Consider the following 571-nt stretch of genomic DNA (forward strand, 5'->3'; position numbering starts at 1 on the left):
GTTTCTCTGTTTCGATAATTTTCTTTGAACTCGTTCTTTCTTTAAGGGAGAGAGGTAGTCAATAATGAGTTTTCCTGTTAGATGATCCATTTCATGCTGGATACAGATAGCAAGAAGTCCATCCGCGTGAATTTCCTGGGTTTTCCCATATTTATCCATGTATTTGATCTTCACTACCTCTGAACGCTCAATATCGCAGTAAATACCCGGCAACGAAAGACAGCCTTCTGTTCCTTTAGAAATATTGTCGCTAGCCCAAACTATTTCAGGATTGATGATTACCATTGGCTGATCGCGCGTCTCAGACACGTCAATCACGACGACGCGCTCATGGGTATTTACTTGGGTAGCAGCAAGACCAATCCCGTTTGCATCATACATTGTTGCTAACATATTTTGAGCAAGAAAATGAACCTGCTCATCTATACATAGAACCGTCTTTGCTTCGGTACGTAATCGAGGGTCGGGAAACTGAAGGATAGGTAATATACTCATAGGAAAATCCCAATAAGCGAATGGACTAGGCCGCCATTGTCAGCATTAAGCTGACTATGGATTTAAGGTTGGTAGG

1 protein-coding gene is annotated in these 571 nt (G+C 42.0%); it reads right to left on the reverse strand.

Annotation, left to right across the window (positions count from 1 at the left end; all coding sequences use genetic code 11):
- Positions 1 to 495: peptide deformylase (gene def / locus RE027_RS18055; protein WP_368809677.1), on the reverse strand; the 495-nt coding region annotated here is incomplete at its 3' end.
- Positions 496 to 571: the final 76 nt, after the last annotated feature.

The sequence above is a fragment of the Kocuria sabuli genome (genome assembly GCF_040981185.1).
In the GTDB taxonomy this organism is placed as follows: Bacteria; Actinomycetota; Actinomycetes; order Actinomycetales; family Micrococcaceae; genus Kocuria; species Kocuria sabuli.